The organism is Clostridiales bacterium (assembly GCA_014799665.1).
GTDB lineage: Bacteria > Bacillota > Clostridia > Christensenellales > Pumilibacteraceae > Anaerocaecibacter.
The window spans coordinates 60,484-80,070 of record JAAVHP010000002.1 but is presented as its reverse complement, the minus strand read 5'-3'; the positions used below and the strand labels follow the sequence as shown (position 1 = coordinate 80,070).

Sequence of the window (19,587 nt, the reverse complement as noted above, 5' to 3'; positions counted from 1 at the left end):
GATTGCACAGAACGAGTGCAGTCGCTTTTTGTTTGCGTGTTGCGAATTATCACGCTACCGTGCAATCATTTGACATTTTCGGCGAAATGTAATAAACTTTATTCATAAGTAAATTTTTAATCAGGTCGCATAAACTTTATGGATAAAGAGAAAATTCGCAACGTTGCGATAATAGCGCACGTCGATCACGGCAAGACCTCGCTCGTCAACGAGCTTTTAAAGCAGGGCAACGTTTTCCGTGACAATCAAACGGTCGCCGACCGCGTAATGGACAGTAACGCACTCGAACGCGAGCGCGGCATTACCATACTTTCCAAAAACGCGTCGTGTATGTATGACGGGTTCAAGATAAACATTGTCGACACCCCAGGGCACGCGGACTTCGGCGGCGAGGTCGAGCGCGTTCTTAAAATGGTTGACGGCGCACTTCTCGTCGTCGACGCGTTCGAAGGTCCCATGCCGCAAACGCGGTTCGTTCTCGAACGCGCACTCGCGCTCGGCTTGAAGATAATAGTCGTCGTCAACAAGACGGACAGACCCGACGCGCGGCTTAAAGAGGTCGTCGACGAGATACTCGAACTTTTCCTCGACCTCGACGCGAGCGAGGAACAGCTTAACAGCCCGTTCGTGTTCGCTTCGGCGCGCGAGGGCGTTGCGTCCAAGACCATTACCGAGCGCGGCAGGAATATGCAGCCGTTGTTCCAAACGATTATCGAGCATATCTCCGCGCCGTCGGGCGAGGTCGACACGCCGTTCAAAATGCTCGTGTCGTCCGCCGAGCACAACGATTACGTCGGTAAGCTCGCCGTAGGCAAGATTGGGAGCGGCTCGGTCGCCGTCGGCAATCAGGTGGTTCTCACCAACTATCACGAAGCGGATAAGGCGGTCAAGAGCAAGGTCGTCAGCATCTTCACGTACGAGGGGCTTAAACGCGTTCCCGTCGAGAGCGCGACCGTCGGCGATATAGTTTGCATTTCTGGTATCGAGGGCGTAATGATAGGCGACACGCTGTGCGCCGAGAGCGACACCACGCCCATCGAGTTTGTAAAGATAGCCGAGCCAAGCGTGGAAATGACTTTCATGGTCAACGATTCGCCGCTCGCGGGCAAGGAAGGTAAGTACGTTACAAGCAGGCATTTGCGCGACAGGCTTTACAAGGAAGCGGTCAAGGACTTGTCTTTAAGAGTCAGCGACGGCTCGACCGCCGACAGCTTCGTCGTTTGCGGCAGGGGCGAAATGCACTTGTCCATACTTATAGAAACCATGCGCCGCGCGGGCTACGAGTTTGCGGTCAGTATGCCCAAGGTGCTTATTAAAATGATAGACGGCGTTAAGTGCGAGCCTATCGATCGCGTGTTTATCGACGTGCCCGAAGCGTGCGTCGGCACGGTCATGAACAAAATGGGCACGCGCAAGGGCGAGCTTATCGACATGACGCCGCACGGCAGTCGCATAAAAATGAACTTCAAGGTCCCCGCGCGCGGACTGTTCGGCTATCAGAGCGAGCTACTCACCGACACCAAGGGCGAGGGCATTATGTCGAGCGTGTTCGACGGTTACGAGCCGTACAAGGGCGAGATTACCCGCCGCGACTTCGGCTCGCTCATCGCGCACGAGGACGGCGATTCGATAGTCTACGGACTTTTCAACGCGCAGGAGCGCGGAACGTTGTTTATCGGCGCGGGCGTGCCGGTGTATGCGGGCATGGTCGTAGGGCTCAACCCCAGAGGCGACGATATAGTCGTCAACGTTTGCAAGCGCAAGCACTTGACTAATACCAGAAGCAGTAGCAGTGATGAGGCGTTAAGACTTATCACGCCCATGCGCATGACGCTCGAAGACTGTATCGAGTTCTTGGCGGACGACGAGATTTTGGAGGTCACGCCCAAGTCGTTGCGCATAAGAAAGCGTATTCTCGACCCGACCGTGCGTATGAGAGAGCGGGCGAAAATGTTAGGGCTGGGCAAGCACGCAAATGAATAATGCGTAATGCGTAATTCGTAATGCGTAATTGCGGACTCGCTTCGCTCGTGATTAAGAATGCCCGACGGCAGCCGCCGTGGCGGCTGCCACCTTCACCATTTTGGGAAGGCTGATAATAAGGATAATTGATAATCACACAAAATCACCAAACATAAAGTTTTCTTCGCTTCCTTCTTGTTCACAAGAAGGAAGAAAACAAAAGGAGTAAAAAGTATGGCACAGCAAACGGTTTTAGTCGTCGATTTCGGCGGGCAGTACAACCAATTGATAGCGCGCAGAGTGCGCGAAGCGAACGTATACTGCGAGCTGATCTCGTATCAAAAAATCAAAGAAAAGATCGCCGAAACCAATCCTATCGGCTTGGTATTCACGGGCGGCCCTGCGTACTTCAATGATGCGGACGCGCCGCATATCGACGCGGACGTGCTGTCAATGGGCATTCCCATTCTCGGCATCTGCTACGGCTGTCAGCTCATAGCGGGCACTCTCGACGGTGCGGTCGGGAACGGTCCTCGCGAGTACGGCAGGCGCACGCTCGAAATCAAGACCAAAAAGTCCAAGCTGTTCGCGGGCGTTAAAGCCAAGTCCAATTGCTGGATGAGCCATACCGTGTACGTGGAAAAACTCCCTACGGGCTTCACCACTTCGGCAACGACCGAGACCTGTCCCGTCGCCGCCATGGAGGACGAGAAGCGCAAGCTGTACGGCGTTCAGTTCCACCCCGAAGTCATGCACACCGACGAAGGCTTCAAAATGCTCAAAAACTTCCTGTACGGCGTTTGCGGCGCGACGGGCGAGTGGACCATGTCCGGCTACGTCGAGCGCACGGTCGCCGAGCTCAAAGCAAAGATAGGCGACAAAAAAGTGCTGTGCGCGCTGTCGGGCGGCGTCGACTCGGCGGTCGCGGCAACGCTCATACATAGGGCGTGCCCCAACCTCGTCTGTATCTTCGTCGACCACGGTCTGCTCAGGAAAGGCGAGGCGGAAGAAGTCGTTCGCGTGTTCCGCGACGAGCAAAGAATGAACCTTATAGCCGTCGACGCGAGCGAGCGGTTCATGACCAAGCTCGCGGGCGTGACCGAGCCCGAACGCAAGCGCAAGATCATCGGCGAGGAGTTCATCCGCGTGTTCGAGGACGAAGCGAAGAAGGTCGGCACGGTCGACTATCTCGTTCAGGGCACGATCTATCCCGACGTTATCGAGAGCGGACTCAACCACTCGGCAAAGATCAAGAGCCACCACAACGTAGGCGGGCTTCCCGACGTGGTCGATTTTAAGGAACTCGTCGAACCGCTTCGGCTGTTGTTTAAGGACGAGGTGCGGCGGCTCGGTTTCGAGCTGGGCTTGCCCGAAGAAATCGTCATGCGCCAGCCATTCCCCGGTCCGGGTCTTGCGATACGCGTTATCGGCGATATCACCGAAGAAAAGCTCGCGATCCTGCGCGAAGCCGATTATATCCTGCGCGACGAGATCGCCAAAGCCAAGCTCGACCGCGAGATCTGGCAGTATTTTGCGGCGCTCACCAATATCCGCACGGTCGGCGTTATGGGCGACGAGCGCACCTACGACTACACCGTTATCATCCGCGCGGTGACGAGCGTGGACGGCATGACCGCCGACTGGGCGCGCATCCCGTTCGAGGTACTCCAAAACATCTCCGACCGTATCGTGAACGAGGTCAAGCACGTAAACCGCGTAGCTTACGATATAACGAGCAAACCCCCCGCAACGATCGAATTAGAATAATTTATTAAACAACAAAAGGATTTGACGATTTCCGTCGTTCCCATAGGGAATTTTACCACAAAACAGAATATGAGTATAGCGCACTATACCTTGCAGACAAGACAGGTGCGCCTAATTATTTTACTTTATAAATTGTTTGTTGTATAATAGCGTAATGATAAACAGTAGTTTAGCGGCGGAACAATATGGAAACAGAAGTTGAAATAAATGCCAAATATAAAAAACTAAATTCAAATATATTAAAAATCATAGCTATAATCGCAATGACAGCAGACCATTTGGCTTGGGCTATTTGGCAAGGATTTTCCACTAATCCTGTTGCTTTGGTTATGCATATTTTGGGGCGTTTGACTTGTCCGATAATGTGTTATTTCATTGCGGAAGGCTATCATTATACTAAAAATCTGAAAAAGTATATCGGGCGAATGTTTTTATTTGCTGTGATATCACATTTTCCATATGTGTTCTGTTCATTCAACTATATTGACCCGCTGTCGTTTGTTCCGTTTGCTCACGGTTCGCCTTTCAATCAAACAGGCGTTTTATGGGCTTTCGCTTGGGGATTGGTTTTAATTCGCGTTCACGATTCCAAATTAAAATTCCCTGTAAAAATTTTGCTTAATATTCTTATTCTTGCAGTATCTTTCCCCGCAGATTGGAGTTGTATTGCACCGATGATAATTTTGTCGTTTTGGGCAAACAGAGGTAAATTCACAAAACAAATGCTGTGGATGATGTTTTGGGTTTTCATATACGGCATAGTATACTTTTTTGCCATTGATATGATTTACGGCATTTTACAACTTGCCGTCTGTCTTTCTATACCGATATTATTGCTCTATAACGGTCAACGCGGAAAAAATCCTGCGATTAACAAAGTTTTAAAATGGGCTTTTTACATATATTATCCGTTGCATTTGACTGTAATAGGAATATTGTTATATTTCGGCGTTTTTCCTATTTTTTGATTTTAGTTCTGAATTATATAAATTTCCATTTATCACGCAATTATAAAAAGCGAAGAATTTTAAAACCCTTCGCTTTTTTATAATCCCTACGGGAAGCGCGCTTTTGTCAAGTCTTTTTCTTTTGCTTGAAATATTTTTATGGGTATGGTATAATAAACCAAATCGTAATTGGAGCTATTTATGAACAAAGAAAAGCTAAGCGCATTCCCGATCGGGGAAAAGAACGACGCGTACGCGAAATACTTTATCGGGCAGAGCTATTTGAATATGCTGTCCACCGAGCAGGTCGTGATAGGCAACGTTACTTTCGAGCCGCGCTGCCGTAATAATTGGCATATCCATCACGCGGATAAGGGCGGCGGGCAAATATTGCTCGTCACCGCGGGCAAGGGCTGGTACTGCGAGGAAGGCAAAGCGCCGCGCGCGTTAAAGGCGGGCGATATAGTCAATATCCCCGCCAACGTCAAGCATTGGCACGGCGCGGCAAAGGACAGCGTTTTCCAGCATCTTGCAATAGAAGTTCCCGCCGAGAACGGCAGTACCGAGTGGTGCGAGCCCGTTCCCGACGAAGAATACAATAGATTGGAGGATTAATATGTTTAAAGAAGTAAAGAAAAATTTCGGGTTCGGGTGTATGCGTTTGCCCATGAAGGGCGACGACGTGGACTACGCCGAGTTCAATAAGATGATCGATACGTTTATCGAAAACGGATTTAACTACTTCGACACCGCGCACGGGTATCTTTCGGGCAAGAGCGAAACCGCGATAAGGGATTGCCTTGTGGCACGTTACCCGCGCGATAAATATATCCTCACGAACAAGCTGACGCAGCCTTATTTCAATAAGGAAGCGGAAGTTTGTCCGTTCTTCGAGAGTCAGCTTAAAATCTGCGGTGTTGAGTATTTCGATTTCTACCTTATGCACGCGCAGAGCAAGGAAATTTTTTCACATTTCAAAAAGTGCCGCGCGTACGAACAGGCGCTCGAATTTAAAGCGGAAGGCAAGATAAAGCACTTCGGCATTTCCTTCCACGACACGGCGGACGTGCTCGACATGATTCTTACCGAGTACCCGCAGGTAGAGGTCGTGCAGATACAGCTTAACTACGTCGACTACGACGACCCCGCCGTGCAGTCGTGCAAGTGCTTGGAGGTTTGCAACAAACACGGCAAGCCCGTTATCGTAATGGAGCCCGTTAAGGGCGGCAATCTCGTCAACCTGCCCGACGCCGCGAAAAAGCATTTCGCTTCGCTCGGCAGCGCGAGCACGGCAAGCTATGCGATACGCTTTGCGGCGGGCTGCGAGGGCGTGTTCATGACGCTTTCGGGCATGAGCGATCTGAAACAAATGAACGATAATATTTCGTTCATGAAGGACTATAAGCCGCTCGACGAAAAGGAAATGCAAGCCGTTAAAAACGTGTGCGCGGTGTTTAAGGGCATGAACCTTATAGCCTGTACCGCTTGCCGCTACTGCATGGACGGCTGTCCGCAAAAGATATCCATTCCCGACCTGTTCGCGTGCCTGAATACCAAAAACACGTACCGCGACTGGAACGCCGATTACTATTACAACGAGGTACATACCAAAACGGGCGGCAAGGCTTCGGCGTGCATTGCGTGCGGCAAGTGCGAAAAAGCCTGCCCGCAGCATTTGCCTATTCGCGAGCTACTCAAATCTGTCGCTAAGGAATTCGAGAAGTAATGGATTACAGAATACTTCCGCACGGCGACGAGGAAATAAGCGCGCTTGGTTTAGGCATGGGCGGAATACAAAACTGCCCACCCAAGGAAATAGAAGCCGTAATTGACAAAGCGATAAAAAACGGCATAAACTTTTTCGATCTTTGCGCGGGCGGAAAGAGCGTATACGAGCCGTTCGGCAGGGCGATAAAAGGGCGGCGGAGCGAGGTGCTGTTTCAGCTCCACTTCGGCGCGGTGTATAAAGAAAACGGCGAGTACGGCTGGTCGCGTGATTTGAAGCTAATAAAGGACACGTTCGAGTGGGAGATGAAAGCGCTCGGCACCGATTACGTCGATTTCGGGTTTTTGCATTGCGTGGACGAGGACAGCGATTTAGAGGATATTATAGGTAACGGTATTCTCGACTACGTCAAGGGCTTGATGGAAAAGGGAATAGTCAGGCATATCGGGTTTTCTTCGCACACGCCGAGCGTGGCGCATAAGCTGCTTGACATGGGGATCGCCGACATGATGATGTTCTCGATAAACCCCGCTTACGATTTGGAGTTTAACGACGATTACGGCATAGGCACTGCCAAGGAGCGCGCCGAGCTGTTTAAGCGGTGCGAAAAGGAAGGCGTGGGAATTTCGGTCATGAAGCCCTTTCACGGCGGTCAGCTTTTAGCCGCTAACACTTCGCCGTTTAAAAAGGCGCTTACCAAAAACCAATGTATTCAGTACTGTCTGGACCGTCCCGCCGTACTCACCGTCGTGCCCGGCGTGAGAAGCCTTAAAGATCTGGACGAGCTTTTGGAATACGATACGGCAAGCAAAGAGGAGTGCGACTATTCGGTAATAGGCGAGTTCACGCCCGAGTCGGCAGTCGGCAACTGCGTATACTGTAACCATTGTCAGCCCTGCCCCGCGGGGATAGATATAGGTATCGTCAATAAGTATTACGACCTTTCGCTCGCGGGCGACAAGATGGCGGCAAATCATTACGACAAGCTCGCAATAAAAGCGGACGCTTGCTTAAAGTGCGGGCACTGCGACAAGCGCTGTCCGTTCAAGGTGCAACAGCAAAGTAAAATGAAAACTATCGCCGAGTATTTCGGCAAAGGAGTATAACTATGATAGATAACGTATTGGTAAGGAAAAACCTGTCCTTTAAATTAAGGATAACGGTCAAAGGTCTTATATCCGTCGGGATAGTCGCGCTTGCCGTGCTTTTGCCGCAGCTTGTGCATCTTGCAATGGGTCAGGCGGGCGGCGTGCAATGGCTGCCTATGTATTTGCCCGTGCTTCTCGGCGGCTGTATTCTCGGCTGGGCTTGGGGCTTAGGAATAGGCGTAGCTTCGCCCGTAGTCAGCTTTTTGATAACGCTTGCGTTCGGCGATCCTATGCCGGCGGCGGCTAGGCTTCCGTTCATGATAGTCGAGCTTGCGGTATTCGCCGCGGTATCGGGCTTGTTTACCAAAAAGATCGCCGCAAACGGTTGGCTTGCTTTCCCCGCAGTGCTCTTGGCGCAGGTCGCGGGCAGAACGACGTTTATGCTGCTCGTACTCATATTCCAATCGGTAACGCCGTTTACGCCCGCCGCTATCTGGGCGCAGATTCAGACCGGACTTTTGGGTATGGTGTTGCAAGCTGTAATCGTTCCGTTTGCCGTAATGGGTTTGAAACTTTTATTGGATAGAAACAAAAATGACTGATTTACAAATCGCAAAGAATAATCTTCCCGGGCATACGATTTGCCTTTGCAAGGACGGCGAGTGCCTGTTCAGCGACAGTCGCGGCATTGCGCCCATGATGAATTTCATCGCGGAGGGCAAAGATTTGTCGGGGTATTCGGTTGCCGATACGGTGGTCGGCAAGGCGGCGGCGTTACTCTTCGTTAAGTGCGGAATTAAAAACGTTTTCGCAAAAACGCTGTCGGAGCACGGCAAACGGATTTTGGAGCTTTTCGGTATCGACTGCGAGTACGAGGTTTTGACCGAAAAGATAATCAACCGCGCGGGTACCGATATTTGCCCGATGGAAAAGACGGTTATCGAAACCGACGACCCCGAACAAGGGTATTTGCTTTTAAAAGAGAAATTAAAAACCATGACAGAGAAAAACCGACTTTAAGGTCGGTTTTTTGTTGAAAAGTTAAAGCGAATATGTTAGAATGTATACATGAAGCAAAAGGAACTTAAAGCACGGGTATTCCCAAGGATATGGGCTAAGACGGTCGTCGGCGACAAGATTACGCGCAGCTATATGTACGAGCTGGGCGAGCCGTTCGACGAGGAGCATTTATTCAATTATATATGCGACATTACTCACGCGCTCGATATTCCCACGCCGTTACTTCTCAAAAGTCATATCTATAATTTCGTGCATTTCAATATAGCTAAGTTCGTCAAAACCGAGTTCGTCGACGAGGTCGATTTCGACAGCTTTACTATCGAGAACACTTCGGGCACGATTTCGCCGCTCCCGCGTTACTTTAATGAGAATGGCTGATAGAGTGCGATCCGCGCGGCTTGCGCACCCTTGAACGCCCTGTAAAGCTTTACGTAATAATTAAATTATCATTAAAATTCGATTAAATCTATTGCCAAAACAAGAGAAATTGCGTATACTATATATGCTCTAAAAAGCTTATAAAATACATAAAAGGAGAATATCAATGAAGAAATTTCTACTCATGCTCATGTCGGTGCTTATGGCGCTTTTCATGTGCTTCTCGTTCGTCGCTTGTAATAACGACAACGATGACGGAGGCGAGGGTGACAACGGTATCGGCGGTGAGGACAAGGCCGAAGAAGTCACCAAGAATATAACCAATGCGTTCAATAACCTTTACACCGTCAACGGCTACACGGGCGAGATCAAGATCGACGCCACCGTAAGAACGGACGAACAGGCGCACGAATCGATGGAGCTTTCGGTCGAAAAGCGCGGCGATAAGATAAAGGTCACTTTACCCAAGTTCGAAGCGGATAAGGAAATCACCCCGTCGAACGGCATAGTTACGAGCGACGCACAAGCGGTCGAAGCGAAAACGCAAACCTATATACTTGATATCAAGACGGGCTATGCGTATGCGGAAACGAACGACGGCTACGGACTTATGCAAGCCATTCCCGCTAACACGTTCGACTACGCGCTTGCCGTTATCAAGGCGAATTTCGCGGGCGACAACGGGTTCAAGTTCGCAGGTGATTACAACGAAGATACCAAGACGGCGACCGATACTCTCGATCTTGCTTCGTACGCCAATAAATTTATTCAGCCCGTTTACGATACGTACAAGACCGGCACGTTGCTCGATCTTATCGATAAGTATCTCGACAGCTTTATGGGTACCGATTTCGACGGCGTCGCCGAGAAGTTCGTCGGCTACGTAACGGTATCCAACGAGATGTCGGCCAAGACGCTTATCGACTTCATCAACGAAACGTACAACTACGATTTAAACGAGGTGTTCGAAAATCTCGGATACACCAAGGATGAGCTCGAAAGTCTTAAAAGCCGCACCGTCGGCGAGATCGCCGCAGGCGTTTGCGACTACGTAGACGAAGCGCTCGCTTCGCTCGGCGGCACTATGACGCTCGACGGCGAAACCGAGGGCGACGGCGAAGAAATCGGCTCTGCCGAGGGCGGCGGTATGGAGCAGATCATAATGGGGCTTGTACAAGCCGCGTTCTTTGACGAAATCGACGCTAAGTGGTATGCCGAAACGCCCAACGCGCTCGGTCAAAAAGTGATCGACGTTGAGAAGCTTCAACCCGCGTTGAGCGAGAAAGTAGCGCTTGTTAAGGCCACGCTCGGCACATTCAAGGCGAACATGATCGTAGACATGATCGCAAGCCAAAACGCTTACGTCGATTACATGGTCAAGAACGAGATTTTGGTAAACGAGCTTAAATTCGATTACTCGATCACGTTCGACGAAGATAACAATATCCAAAAGATCGAACTCAATGCTATCTTCTCTCACAGCTTGGACGAGAGCAAGGTCGACAAAAACACCCCCGACGTATTCGCCAATAACGGCTACGGCTACAAGGTCACGGCGACCTTCGCCAACTATACCGATACTGCGAGCGACTTTGATATTACGCTCGGCAAGGGCGCGTACGACGATGCAACCGCAATAGTTTACGATCTTGAAAAGGACGCGGTGGTTTATATCGAGAACAACTTGGAAACGCTTCCCGCTACGCCTATAACCGCTTATCTTGTAGGCTTTGACGGTATGCCTATTAAAGAGCTCACCGTTGCGGCGGGCGACGTGATAGTAAACAGCGAGAAGAATACCGTTACCGTTAAGGCTTCGTTTATGAAGGCGGCGTTCGAGGACGAGAAGGCGGAAGTCGGCTCGTCGATCGTCATCGGCATAGGCGAGGAACAGGGGATGATTCTCGTTAGTATCATCAACCTTCCCACCGATCAGGACGGCATTATCGAGTACGTTCAAATGATGTACGAGGTGATAGGAAATATGGGCGGCGGTATGGCGCCGGATCCCCAGGTGTAATATCCGATATTCAAAAACAACAAAGGACGCGGCGACGCGTCCTTTTGTGTTAGAAATAAAATAATGGCGACGAGCAATTAATAATGTTATAAAGTTACTCGGGTGAAACGCACAACGAAATATCAAAGTAAACACCCTACACTAAGAGTTTATTTGTGTGCATTTTGTCAAAGTGGCGTTGAGCAATTAATAACGAATGGACGTTTTTCGGGTGAAACGCACAACGAAATATCAAAGTAAACACCCGACACCAAAAGTTTCTTGCCTACTTCTTTTCAAAGAAGTAGGGACATCTTTGAAAAGAAGTAGGGGTAATTGCTTGCGCAATTGAATATTTTATGATAGAATAAATTAGTATAAGTTTAGGTTAAGAGGACGACTATGGCAAACGACAAGACCAATAATCTTTCGCCTACCGATTTTCTGGCAAAAAAATATTTCGACCAAGGCGAAAAGTTTTTCACGGGCGACGGCGTACCCGTCAGCTTCGAAAAGGCTGCGTCCAACTATGCGCAGAGCGCTAAGCTCGGCTACGCGCCCGCTATATTCTCGCTCGGCGTGTGCTATATCCGCGGCATGGGCGTTAAGCACAACGAGCAGAAAGCGTACGAGCTCATCAAGCAGGCAGCAGACATGGGCAATGTCGACGCGCAGTTCACTCTCGGTCATTTCTACTTCGACGGTTCGGTCGTCGAGCGCGACTACGACAAAGCGGTAGAGATTTTCAAGGCAGCCGCCGAGAAAGGTCATCCCGGCGGGCTCAACGACCTCGGGTTCTGCTATCAGCGCGGGCTCGGCGTGGAGCAGAATATCCAAAAAGCGTTCGAGTGCTTCTCGCAAGCGGCGGAAGCCGAATTCCCCGCGGCGCAGAACAACGTAGGCGATTGCTATAACTTCGGCAGGGGCGTAGAGCAGGACGCCGAGCGTGCGTACCTTTACTACTACCGCGCCGCGCAGGGCGGTTACGCAATCGCGCAGAACAACGTGGGTATGTGCTACCTCAACGGTAGAGGTGTTAAACAGGACTACGCGCAGGCGGTGCATTGGTTCGAGGAAGCGGGCAAGCTCGGCAACCCCGTAGCCGTCGCCAACCTCGGTTTCTGCTTCGAAACCGGTAAGGGCGTAGAGAAGAACATGGAACACGCCGTCAAGCTGTACACGATCGCCGCCGATGCGGAAAGCGCGCCCGGTCAGTATAACCTCGCAAAATGCCTTCGCGACGGCAACGGCATCAAAGCGGACAGCGAACGCGCGTTCTCGTTGTTCAAGCGCGCCGCCGAACAGCAGTTCCCCATAGCGTATTCCGACCTTGCCGCATGCTACGAACAAGGTATCGGCACCAAGCCCGATCCCGAGCTCGCCAAAAAATACTACGAGCTCGCCAAGAGCGCGGGGTACGGCAAAGACTAATTAACAATTAGGAATTAGTAATTAGAAATTAAAAGGTGGTTGTGCCGCAAGGGTGGCGTAGCCACCTTTTTAATTTTTAATTAAATAACCCCTAAACCTTGTCGAACATTAGATTATCATTAGACATTTATTAAATGTAAAGTTTACGCTTGACTAAAAAAAGGGGGTATGATATCATAGTAACACGCCCAAAATCCGTGTAGAGCATATAGCATTATGGCAAAAATATCCAAGCGCGCAAAAAAACAAATAATAAATATTACGGTCGTCGTCGTGCTGATAGCGGTGACGCTTCTCGTAGTGTTTTTAAGCCAAGATATCAATATCCACGATATCGGGCGTTTCCTTGCGTCGTGCAATCCTTGGTATATCCTCGCTGCGTTCGCGTGCATGCTCGGCTATATCATATTCGAAGCGATAGGTTTGCATATAATAGCGCGCAAGTTCGGACATAAGAGCAAGTTTCGCTCGTCGATAGCTTATTCCACGAGCGACCTTTACTACTCGGCAATCACGCCGTCGGCAAGCGGCGGGCAGCCCGCGTCAGCGTTCTACATGGTGCGCGACGGCATGAGCGGCGGCACGGCGGGGTTCACCGTTCTGTTCAACCTCGTGTCGTATACCTGCGCAACCATTGTTATCGGACTGTTCGCGCTCATTGCACGCCCGTCGTTCTTCCCGTTGATAGGCAATTGGTTCGCCAAGCTTCTTATAATTCTCGGGTTCGTCATTCAGTTTTTGTTGCTCGCGTTCCTGCTTTTGTGTCTGTTCCGCTCGCGCATTATTTTGGGCTTGGGTAATTGGGGCGTGCGCGTTCTCACTAAAATAAAAATCATCAAAAAGCCGGATAAGTGGTTTGCCAAGGTCGAAAACGTGGTTACAAAATACCGTTCGTGCCGCGGCGTGCTCAAAGAACACCCCATACTGTTCTTCGTCGCGCTCACGCTCAACACCTTGCAGCGCGCGTCGCAAACGCTAATACCGTGCTTCGTGTGCTATGCCGCCGACCCCACGCTCGGGTTTTTGGATATGTTCTGTATGCAGGCGTACGTGCTGATCGGCTACAATTCCATTCCGCTTCCCGGTGGTACGGGCGCGTACGAATATCTGTACCCCAACGTGTTCGGCGTGTGCAGTATCGACATGACCTTTATACTTTCGGCTATGATGGTGTCGCGCGCTATCTCGTACTATGCGTGCATGATCGTGTGCGGCGTGTACACGCTGATCTATCACTTGGCAGGCGGGCGTAAGTCAAAAGTCGTCGAGGATACGGACAAGACCGCCGTCGACTTCGACCTCGCCGAAGCGGTCAAGCAGGGAATAAGCGAAGGCAAAGCCTCGCCCGACCAAACCGAAAAACCCGAAGAACCACTCGCCACCGACGAAAACGCCCCCGAGCTCGCTACCGATACCGAACCTATCGAAACCGTCGCGCCAGACGAAGCAAACGCTCCGCCACCCGACGAACCCAATGAAGTGGACGAGCCGCCGACCGATGAAAGCGAAGCGACCGATACGGGCGACACCGAATAAAAAAGCAATAAAAAACCGTTTACCTTGAATGAGAGTAAACGGTTTTATTTTTTGCTTAGTCGTCGACGAAGGTCAGGTCTTCGGGCGGCGCGGGCTGCTCGGTTTTAGCGGGCGCTTGCTCGGCTTGCCCGTCGGTAGGTTCGCCGTTGTTTTCGCCGCTGCCGTTCGTAGCCGCCACCGCTTGCCGTTCGGGGTGTTTCATGAACCGCGATAGGAAATACTTTTGAAGGAAGATATAGCCTATGCCGCACAGCACCATTATTATGCACCAGAACTGCGAGGGAGTGAGCGAGCCGATAAACTTGCCGCGGTCGTCGCTGCGGAAGTATTCTATGATAAACCGCCAGATCGCGTAGGCTATTGCGTACACCGAGAAATTATAGTTGAATTTGAATTTAAGCACCAATAGCGCCATTACGCCGGACAGGACAAGCAGGAACAGCATTTCGAAAAGCTGGATGGGCACGTAGTTGCCCGAATGTCCCGCTGCGCAGGGCAGACCGTACCAGGCGTCGGTGGGGTTGCCGTAGCAGCAGCCCGCGAATAAACAGCCGAGCCTACCGAACGCGTGCGCCAATGTTATACCGATCGGGATAAAGGGCAGGGCATCGGACACCCCCGCGTTCATCTCTTTCTTTAAGAACTTGATCTTGGTGCGCGGGCGAATAACGAAAACGTACAAATTCCATATTCCCACGAAGCTGAGCACGCCGCCGATAAGTCCGCCTATAAAGGTTATGCCACTGCCGAACTTAAAGCCCGCGCTCGGGTTCTCGATATAGTTGTAGAACGCTTGGAACAGCGCGCCCGTCAAGAGCCCAACGAAGAACGCGATGACTATCGAATATATCAGCGCGTCCGCGCTCGTTTCGTTGAACTTCCTCGTTTTGCGCCAAAAGAAATACATTAAGCCGAGTGCGGCTATCAAGCCGACCGCGATAAGCAGTCCGTATGCGTATACGCCGCGCCCGAATATAGTAAATAACGGATCGGGATGCATTTTACACTTCCTTTTGAGTTATGCTTATATTATATCACTAATTTACAAAATGTCAAAGATTTTTCGAAAATAAAACTTCCCATATAAAAACAAACGGGACGTTTATAATCGTATTTTAATCTTTAAATTTAAGTTTTAGCTTGCATTTAAAGAAGTAATAATGTATAATAGTTTAAAAGTGTGCGCAGAATATGCTATTTGGCGTGCGCTTTCGGAATAAGCATTATAGCTCGTTGCTCAAACTAATGACAGCTATGAGGTTCGGATTAAATGAAGTTAAAAAGCACAAGTAAACATATAGTAGGGTATTGGCATTACGGCGTAATACTTACATACTTGTCTGTTGCGTTCAGCGTTTGCGGTATTTGCTTTGCCGCAGCTTACGGCGGTCCGCGTAGGGACGACCTCGTGGTGTTTTTCATATTGCTTTCGGGACTGTGCGACGCGTTTGACGGCATGGTAGCCGGCACGCGCAAAAACCGCACGCACGACGACCGCTTATTCGGCATGAATATCGACAGCCTTAGCGATATGGTTTCGTTCGGCATTGCGCCCATAATGGTGGGCGTTGCCATGGGCATGACGCGCTGGTACTACTGTATAGTTTACGTGTTCTTCGTACTGTGCGCGCTCATACGCCTTGCATACTTCGACGTCGACGAAGTCAACCGCTTGAACGATCCGTCGTCCGAGCGCAGGACAAGCTATACCGGCTTGCCCGTTACCAACGTGGCGTTAGCGCTTCCCGTGTTCTATCTCGTCGCTACCATGTTCGATAAAGGCGCTTGCGGCGTGACCTTCGAACAGGCTTTGATTATCAGAAGCGTTCTCATAATGTCTTGCTACGTCATTTGCGGACTGCTGTTCGTTATTAGGTTTAAAATGTTCAAGGCGCGCGCTAAGGGGCTTGCTATCACCGTGGCGATAATTACCGTGCTCGTAGTTTCGCTCGCGCTTATCCGCTACTACGTTTGCGGCGTGGAGCTGTTCACACCGCTCACCAAGCACCCCGCAGAAACGGCGGAAAACCTTATTCGGTTTGTTGTCTAATGCGCGAGGTCGTACAAAAACCGATCCCGCCCAAGTCGCTCTCGTTCTTGTATACGACGCGGTTCGGCGGGCTTATACTTCGTATTATGAACCGCAGGTGGATAAGCAAGCTCGCGGGGCGGTATCTCGACGGGCGGCTGTCGCGCCGAAAGATCAAGAAGTATATCGAGAAGAACGGCATAGATATGTCGCAATATCTCGATGAGGACTATAAAAGCTTTAACGCGTTTTTTACGCGCAGGATAAAGCCCGAACTACGTCCGTTCGATCGTGAGCCAAGCTCGCTCATTTCGCCGTGCGACGGTAAGCTGTCCGCGTATAAAATAACGGACGGGCTGACCTTTAACGTAAAGGGCTTCGATTACACGGTGGAAAGCCTGTTGAAAAACGCCGAGCTCGCGCAAGAGTTTGCGGGCGGCACGGCACTCGTGTTCAGGCTGTGCGTTACCGACTATCATAGGTATTTCTTTTTCGACGGCGGCAACGCGCATAGCAATACCTTTATAAAAGGCAGGCTGCACACCGTACAGCCGATCGCGCTCGAAAACCGCCGAGTATTCACCGAGAACTGCCGCGAATACACCGTGCTCGATACCGATAATTTCGGCAAAGCCGTAATGGTCGAGGTGGGCGCAATGATGGTCGGTCGCATTGTAAATAAGGTAAAGAGCGGACGGTTTGAACGCGGTGACGAAAAGGGTATGTTCGAGTTCGGCGGTTCGACTGTGATAGTGCTGCTTAAAAAAGACGCGGCGATCGTCGACGACGAGTTTTTCGTCAACACCCAAAACGACTGCGAAACGGTAGTCAAGTGCGGCGAAAAAATAGGCGAAAGTGGCGTTGAGCAAATTATAACGTAATAAAAATATTCGGGTGAACAAATAAACTAAGCACATAAGCGAAACTCGAAATCAAAGTTTTCTTGGTTACTTCTTTTTCAAAAGAAGTAACAAAAATTCACCGATATGCTCGGTGAATTTTTTTGTGCGTATTTTTATTAAGTTAAGGTTTACGCAAACGCCCAGTAGCCAAGGTAGACCATTATGAGCGCGACGACGATAAAGAATATCGTCATGACCACGCCGCCGCCGATGCTCTGACGGTAGACGAGCAGCGTTGTGCCGAGCGCAAGACCCGTCGTTATCGCCGACATGATATACGCCGCAACGGGCATACCGTAGAAGATAAAGAAGGGCGTGATCGCCGTGGCAATGAAGGTCGTTATCCAGAACGCCCACATCCAGCCGCGCACCATTTTGAGGTTTTCGGAATAGATGTTCGCGTTAAGCGCGGCGTATAGAGCGATCCCGAGATGCAAGAACAAAACGGGCGGTGCGGCAATAACGAGCCAGCGCGGGATTCGGAACGGCAGTCCGGCAGCATTCTGAACGCCGCCGAATATGCCCGAGCTGTACGAGATCGCAAGCCCGATTCCTACGGTTGTGAGCACGCACACCCAAAACAGCGCCATGCTCGACATCTTTCTTTCGTTCTTAACAATGACTGAATTATTCATAGTGCCGTTAGTATGCGTAGCTATTCGGGTTTTATTCGTTTTGAAAAAATGCTTGACTTTTTTCTTAACATCGCTTATAATATAAAATAACAACTGTTATTTTATTGAGGGCGGTTTATGGCAAGAGAGATAGTAACCAATAGGCAAACGATGATAGACGGCGCGCTTGCGCTTATCGAGCGCGAGGGGAAGGACGAATTGTCGGCGCGTGCGCTTGCCGCAGAGCTTGGAATTTCCACCCAGCCGATCTACCGCGAGTTCGGCGATATGGACGGGCTTAAAAAGGCGGCGATAGAGCGCGGGTACCAAATTTACGGCGAGTACGTAAAGGGCGAGGCGCTTGATCAGGCGGTGGGGTACGTCAAGTTCGCGGCGGAAAAGAGCAAGCTGTTTGACTTTCTGTTCCGCGGCAATCATTACGAGTATAACGGGCTCGACGACATGGCGCATAAGCTTTTGGGCACCGATATCATCGAGCGGCTCGCGGGCATTACGGGGCTCGATAGAGAAAAGGTGTATCGCTTGCATCTGTGTATTTGGATGGCTGTTCACGGGCTTGCGAGTATGTGCGCCGATAATAAGACGAGCGTGACCGCCGACGAAATAAAAGACTGGGTAAAAGAGATAACGCAGGGCATGACGGGGTTTTATAAGATTAAGGGGTAAGAGAAAATGTATGCATTGAAAATAGAAAACCTATATAAAAGCTTTCGCGTACGGAAGCGGACGGTCGAGGCGGTGAAAGGCGTTTCGCTCGAAGTGGGCGAGAACGAAACGGTAGGGCTTCTCGGCATGAACGGCGCGGGCAAGTCGACCACAATAAAAATATGTTCGGGGCTTATTCCGCCCGACGGCGGAACCGTTACAGTGTTCGATATGGATATCGTCAAGCAAAGCGAGCAAGCGAAATCGCTCATCAACGTCAGTCCGCAGGAAACGGCGGTAGCGCCTATGCTGTCCGTGCGCGAAAATCTTTTGCTCGTCTCCGAGCTTTATGGCATGAATAAGCAGGACGCGGCAACCGCCGCAAACGCCATGATAGAAAGGCTCAAACTCGGCGAGCGTGCGAACGACCGCGCGGGCAAGCTGTCGGGCGGGCTTATGCGCAGGCTGTCTATCGGCATGGCGCTCATCACAAACCCCAGGCTCGTGTTCTTGGACGAGCCGACGCTCGGGCTGGACGTCGTTGCGCGCAGAGAGCTGTGGAAGTATATCGGCGAAATAAAAAAGACGACGGCTATCGTGCTTACCACGCACTACCTCGAAGAAGCGGAAGCGTTGTGCGACCGCATAGCTATAATGTCGCACGGCGAGATCGCGGCGGTCGGCACTGCCGCAGAGCTTACCGAGCGGGCAGGCGAAGAAAAATTCGAGGACGCGTTTTTAAAGCTGTCGGGGGAGTGTGCAAATGAATAGAGCGGTCGTATTCGGTAAAAGAAATATCAAGGAAATCATGCGCTCGCCGATAAGCTGGGCGTTCGGGCTTGCGTTGCCGCTAATTATATTCGTAATAATGCAAGCGATAGTAAAGAGCATAGGCGGCGCGGCGGAGCACGTGCCCATGTTCGGCGTGGATAGGTTTACGGGCGGGGTAGTTATTTTCGGCGCGTCGTTTTTGAGCCTGTTCACCGCGCTTATCGTTTCGGGCGACAGGTCGCAAAGCTTCCTCGCGCGGCTTATGTCGTCGCCAATGAAAAAACTCGATTTCATTGCGGGCTATGCGCTCGGCGTGCTGCCGATATCCGTCGTGCAAACGGTTGTGACTTATATCGTCGCCTTGTGCTTCGGCTTGACGGCGAGCGTGAATATTCTCCCCGCGTTTTTGTTTTCGCTCGTTGTTGCGCTGTTGTTCGTAGCTATCGGCATGATAATGGGAAGTCTGCTCTCGGCAAAGAACGCGCCGCCGCTGTGCTCGGTAGTCGTTCAGGTCGCGGCGTTACTCAGCGGTATGTGGTTCGACCTCGATATGATAGGCGGCGGGTTTAACGTGTTTTGTCACGTTCTGCCTTTTGCGCACGCGTACGACCTTATACGCTATACTCTCGCCGGCGACTATGCAAACGTGTGGCTGCCCGCGCTCGTAGTTTTGGGTTATACCGCCGCGTTGTCGGTAGTAGCGGTAGTGGTGTTTAGAAGAAAAGGTTATAATTAATGCAACCCAACGTAA

Annotated in this window: 19 protein-coding genes; 17 read left to right on the top strand and 2 right to left on the bottom strand. The window is 50.8% G+C overall.

The genetic code is table 11. The features are described from left to right. Positions 1 to 138: 138 nt before the first annotated feature. From typA to HDT28_00325, 12 genes are all read left to right on the top strand, one after another. Entirely contained in the window at positions 139 to 1,983 is a 1,845-nt protein-coding gene (gene typA, locus HDT28_00380) for a translational GTPase TypA (protein MBD5131044.1), read from the top strand. 213 nt (positions 1,984 to 2,196) lie between these two features. Beyond that, positions 2,197 to 3,729, top strand: a complete 1,533-nt coding sequence (gene guaA / locus HDT28_00375; protein MBD5131043.1) for a glutamine-hydrolyzing GMP synthase — start codon at positions 2,197 to 2,199, stop codon at positions 3,727 to 3,729. Between the two features lie 185 nt (positions 3,730 to 3,914). Then, positions 3,915 to 4,697, top strand: coding sequence for a conjugal transfer protein TraX (locus HDT28_00370; GenBank protein MBD5131042.1), 783 nt, complete (start codon positions 3,915 to 3,917; stop codon positions 4,695 to 4,697). Positions 4,698 to 4,877: 180 nt separating this feature from the next. Continuing rightward, on the top strand, positions 4,878 to 5,291 hold the full coding sequence (locus tag HDT28_00365; GenBank protein MBD5131041.1) for a cupin domain-containing protein: 414 nt from the start codon (positions 4,878 to 4,880) through the stop codon (positions 5,289 to 5,291). Position 5,292: 1 nt separating this feature from the next. Next, positions 5,293 to 6,402 (top strand): 4Fe-4S dicluster domain-containing protein, encoded by a 1,110-nt coding sequence (locus HDT28_00360; GenBank protein MBD5131040.1) that lies wholly within the window; start codon positions 5,293 to 5,295, stop codon positions 6,400 to 6,402. Further along, positions 6,402 to 7,508: a (4Fe-4S)-binding protein gene (locus tag HDT28_00355; GenBank protein ID MBD5131039.1), complete on the top strand. Its 1,107-nt coding sequence runs from the start codon at positions 6,402 to 6,404 to the stop codon at positions 7,506 to 7,508. Before HDT28_00360 ends, HDT28_00355 begins: the two co-directional genes overlap by 1 nt. Positions 7,509 to 7,510: 2 nt before the next feature. After that, positions 7,511 to 8,092 (top strand): hypothetical protein, encoded by a 582-nt coding sequence (locus tag HDT28_00350; protein ID MBD5131038.1) that lies wholly within the window; start codon positions 7,511 to 7,513, stop codon positions 8,090 to 8,092. After that, entirely contained in the window at positions 8,085 to 8,510 is a 426-nt protein-coding gene (locus tag HDT28_00345; protein MBD5131037.1) for a DUF1893 domain-containing protein, read from the top strand. Before HDT28_00350 ends, HDT28_00345 begins: the two co-directional genes overlap by 8 nt. Positions 8,511 to 8,558: 48 nt before the next feature. Beyond that, positions 8,559 to 8,888: a hypothetical protein gene (locus HDT28_00340; GenBank protein MBD5131036.1), complete on the top strand. Its 330-nt coding sequence runs from the start codon at positions 8,559 to 8,561 to the stop codon at positions 8,886 to 8,888. A gap of 166 nt (positions 8,889 to 9,054) precedes the next feature. Continuing rightward, a complete protein-coding gene (locus HDT28_00335) occupies positions 9,055 to 10,908 on the top strand; it encodes a hypothetical protein (protein ID MBD5131035.1) in 1,854 nt (617 codons plus the stop codon). Positions 10,909 to 11,289: 381 nt separating this feature from the next. After that, positions 11,290 to 12,318, top strand: a complete 1,029-nt coding sequence (locus tag HDT28_00330; GenBank protein ID MBD5131034.1) for an SEL1-like repeat protein — start codon at positions 11,290 to 11,292, stop codon at positions 12,316 to 12,318. Between the two features lie 216 nt (positions 12,319 to 12,534). Next, the gene (locus HDT28_00325) at positions 12,535 to 13,854 is read left to right on the top strand and encodes a flippase-like domain-containing protein (GenBank protein ID MBD5131033.1); all 1,320 of its coding nucleotides are present in this window, start codon (positions 12,535 to 12,537) and stop codon (positions 13,852 to 13,854) included. Between the two features lie 55 nt (positions 13,855 to 13,909). Here the strand turns inward: HDT28_00325 and HDT28_00320 are convergent, their stop codons facing one another. Next, positions 13,910 to 14,854 (bottom strand): prolipoprotein diacylglyceryl transferase, encoded by a 945-nt coding sequence (locus HDT28_00320; protein MBD5131032.1) that lies wholly within the window; start codon positions 14,852 to 14,854, stop codon positions 13,910 to 13,912. A 270-nt stretch (positions 14,855 to 15,124) separates the two neighbouring features. Between HDT28_00320 and HDT28_00315 the strand changes: the two genes are divergently transcribed. Together HDT28_00315 and HDT28_00310 are read left to right on the top strand one after the other, a co-directional pair. Then, positions 15,125 to 15,904, top strand: a complete 780-nt coding sequence (locus HDT28_00315) for a CDP-diacylglycerol--serine O-phosphatidyltransferase (protein ID MBD5131031.1) — start codon at positions 15,125 to 15,127, stop codon at positions 15,902 to 15,904. After that, on the top strand, positions 15,904 to 16,764 hold the full coding sequence (locus tag HDT28_00310) for a phosphatidylserine decarboxylase (protein MBD5131030.1): 861 nt from the start codon (positions 15,904 to 15,906) through the stop codon (positions 16,762 to 16,764). The genes HDT28_00315 and HDT28_00310 overlap by 1 nt, the downstream gene beginning before the upstream one ends. A 149-nt stretch (positions 16,765 to 16,913) precedes the next feature. Here the strand turns inward: HDT28_00310 and HDT28_00305 are convergent, their stop codons facing one another. Further along, the gene (locus tag HDT28_00305) at positions 16,914 to 17,420 is read right to left on the bottom strand and encodes a hypothetical protein (protein MBD5131029.1); all 507 of its coding nucleotides are present in this window, start codon (positions 17,418 to 17,420) and stop codon (positions 16,914 to 16,916) included. A 117-nt stretch (positions 17,421 to 17,537) separates the two neighbouring features. Here HDT28_00305 and HDT28_00300 point away from each other — a divergent pair, with 117 nt between their 5' ends. The 3 genes from HDT28_00300 to HDT28_00290 are packed head-to-tail and all read left to right on the top strand — an operon-like array spanning position 17,538 to position 19,572. Beyond that, the gene (locus HDT28_00300; GenBank protein MBD5131028.1) at positions 17,538 to 18,086 is read left to right on the top strand and encodes a TetR/AcrR family transcriptional regulator; all 549 of its coding nucleotides are present in this window, start codon (positions 17,538 to 17,540) and stop codon (positions 18,084 to 18,086) included. Positions 18,087 to 18,092: 6 nt separating this feature from the next. Beyond that, positions 18,093 to 18,836 (top strand): ABC transporter ATP-binding protein, encoded by a 744-nt coding sequence (locus HDT28_00295; protein ID MBD5131027.1) that lies wholly within the window; start codon positions 18,093 to 18,095, stop codon positions 18,834 to 18,836. Beyond that, positions 18,829 to 19,572: an ABC transporter permease gene (locus tag HDT28_00290; protein MBD5131026.1), complete on the top strand. Its 744-nt coding sequence runs from the start codon at positions 18,829 to 18,831 to the stop codon at positions 19,570 to 19,572. Before HDT28_00295 ends, HDT28_00290 begins: the two co-directional genes overlap by 8 nt. Positions 19,573 to 19,587: the final 15 nt, after the last annotated feature.

What these genes read in the sequence shown, in the direction of transcription:
- typA (MBD5131044.1), top strand. Translation starts at nt 139, where the DNA reads ATGGATAAAGAGAAAATTCGCAACGTTGCGATAATAGCGCACGTCGAT.
- guaA (MBD5131043.1), top strand. Translation starts at nt 2,197, where the DNA reads ATGGCACAGCAAACGGTTTTAGTCGTCGATTTCGGCGGGCAGTACAAC.
- HDT28_00370 (MBD5131042.1), top strand. Translation starts at nt 3,915, where the DNA reads ATGGAAACAGAAGTTGAAATAAATGCCAAATATAAAAAACTAAATTCA.
- HDT28_00365 (MBD5131041.1), top strand. Translation starts at nt 4,878, where the DNA reads ATGAACAAAGAAAAGCTAAGCGCATTCCCGATCGGGGAAAAGAACGAC.
- HDT28_00360 (MBD5131040.1), top strand. Translation starts at nt 5,293, where the DNA reads ATGTTTAAAGAAGTAAAGAAAAATTTCGGGTTCGGGTGTATGCGTTTG.
- HDT28_00355 (MBD5131039.1), top strand. Translation starts at nt 6,402, where the DNA reads ATGGATTACAGAATACTTCCGCACGGCGACGAGGAAATAAGCGCGCTT.
- HDT28_00350 (MBD5131038.1), top strand. Translation starts at nt 7,511, where the DNA reads ATGATAGATAACGTATTGGTAAGGAAAAACCTGTCCTTTAAATTAAGG.
- HDT28_00345 (MBD5131037.1), top strand. Translation starts at nt 8,085, where the DNA reads ATGACTGATTTACAAATCGCAAAGAATAATCTTCCCGGGCATACGATT.
- HDT28_00340 (MBD5131036.1), top strand. Translation starts at nt 8,559, where the DNA reads ATGAAGCAAAAGGAACTTAAAGCACGGGTATTCCCAAGGATATGGGCT.
- HDT28_00335 (MBD5131035.1), top strand. Translation starts at nt 9,055, where the DNA reads ATGAAGAAATTTCTACTCATGCTCATGTCGGTGCTTATGGCGCTTTTC.
- HDT28_00330 (MBD5131034.1), top strand. Translation starts at nt 11,290, where the DNA reads ATGGCAAACGACAAGACCAATAATCTTTCGCCTACCGATTTTCTGGCA.
- HDT28_00325 (MBD5131033.1), top strand. Translation starts at nt 12,535, where the DNA reads ATGGCAAAAATATCCAAGCGCGCAAAAAAACAAATAATAAATATTACG.
- HDT28_00320 (MBD5131032.1), bottom strand. Translation starts at nt 14,854, where the DNA reads ATGCATCCCGATCCGTTATTTACTATATTCGGGCGCGGCGTATACGCA.
- HDT28_00315 (MBD5131031.1), top strand. Translation starts at nt 15,125, where the DNA reads ATGAAGTTAAAAAGCACAAGTAAACATATAGTAGGGTATTGGCATTAC.
- HDT28_00310 (MBD5131030.1), top strand. Translation starts at nt 15,904, where the DNA reads ATGCGCGAGGTCGTACAAAAACCGATCCCGCCCAAGTCGCTCTCGTTC.
- HDT28_00305 (MBD5131029.1), bottom strand. Translation starts at nt 17,420, where the DNA reads ATGAATAATTCAGTCATTGTTAAGAACGAAAGAAAGATGTCGAGCATG.
- HDT28_00300 (MBD5131028.1), top strand. Translation starts at nt 17,538, where the DNA reads ATGGCAAGAGAGATAGTAACCAATAGGCAAACGATGATAGACGGCGCG.
- HDT28_00295 (MBD5131027.1), top strand. Translation starts at nt 18,093, where the DNA reads ATGTATGCATTGAAAATAGAAAACCTATATAAAAGCTTTCGCGTACGG.
- HDT28_00290 (MBD5131026.1), top strand. Translation starts at nt 18,829, where the DNA reads ATGAATAGAGCGGTCGTATTCGGTAAAAGAAATATCAAGGAAATCATG.